The sequence below is a fragment of the Novosphingobium sp. AAP83 genome, assembly GCF_001295795.1.
GTDB lineage: Bacteria > Pseudomonadota > Alphaproteobacteria > Sphingomonadales > Sphingomonadaceae > Novosphingobium.
In genome coordinates this window covers 1-1198 of the sequence record NZ_LJHY01000074.1, presented here as the reverse complement: position 1 = coordinate 1198, position 1198 = coordinate 1, and the positions used below count along the sequence as shown (strand labels likewise).

At 60.2% G+C, this 1198-nt stretch carries 2 protein-coding genes; both read left to right on the top strand.

Features of this window, described 5'->3' with window-relative positions; all coding sequences use genetic code 11:
• On the top strand, positions 1-882 hold an 882-nt coding region (locus IP81_RS19220; protein WP_304437641.1), incomplete at its 5' end, for an acyl-CoA carboxylase subunit beta.
• 11 nt (positions 883-893) lie between these two features.
• On the top strand, positions 894-1198 hold a 305-nt coding region (locus IP81_RS19215; RefSeq protein ID WP_304437640.1), incomplete at its 3' end, for a biotin carboxylase N-terminal domain-containing protein.

The following is a 1198-nucleotide window of genomic DNA, read 5'->3' as shown; positions in this document are numbered from 1 at the left end:
GCGCGCAAATCGGGCGTGGTCGATCATCTGGCCGACAATGACGAACACGCGCTGACCATCGTGCGCGATATCGTATCGCATCTGGGCCAAAAAAAAGGGACAGTCCCTATTTTACAAGCGCCGCGCCCGCCAAAGTATGATGCCGAAGACCTTTACAGCATCGTCCCCGAAGACGTCCGCGCGCCTTATGATGTGCGCGAGGTGATTACGCGGATTGTTGACGGCAGCGAATTCCACGAATTCAAGGCGGTCTATGGCACTACGCTGGTCTGTGGTTTTGCGCATATCCACGGGCTTCAAGTGGCGATTCTGGCCAACAACGGGGTGCTGTTTTCGGAAAGCGCGCAAAAGGGCGCGCATTTCATCGAACTGGCCTGCCAACGCCGTATCCCGCTGCTGTTTTTGCAGAACATTTCGGGCTTCATGGTCGGCGGCAAATACGAGGCCGAGGGCATCGCCAAACACGGCGCGAAGCTGGTGACAGCGGTCGCCACTGCGCAAGTGCCCAAGATCACCGTGCTGATTGGTGGCAGCTTTGGCGCGGGCAATTACGGCATGTGCGGCCGCGCCTATCAACCGCGCTTCCTGTTCACATGGCCCAACGCGCGCATTTCGGTGATGGGCGGCGAACAGGCGGCGTCTGTGCTGGCAACCGTGCACCGCGATGCTGCGAAGTGGACGCCCGAAGAAGCCGAAGCGTTCAAGACCCCGGTCCGCCAGATGTATGAAGACGAGGGCAATCCCTATTTCGCCACCGCACGGATGTGGGACGATGGCGTGATCGATCCGGTGCAGACTCGCGATGTGCTGGGGCTGGCGCTGGAAGTGTGCTTGCAGGAACCCGTGGCGGAGGCACCCCGCTTCGGGGTGTTCCGGATGTGATGGAACGTCAGATGATCAAATCCCTCCTCATCGCAAACCGTGGCGAAATCGCTTGCCGGGTTATCCGCACCGCGCGCCGTTTGGGCATTCGCACCGTGGCGGTCTATTCCGATGCTGACCGGAACGCGCTGCATGTGCGCTCTGCCGATGAGGCGGTGCATATTGGTCCATCGCCTGCCCGCGAAAGCTATCTGGTGGGCGAAAAGATCATCGCTGCGGCCAAGGCCACCGGCGCTGAGGCGATCCATCCGGGTTATGGCTTCCTTTCGGAAAACGCCGAATTTGCACAGAGCGTGATTGATGCAGGGCTGGTCTG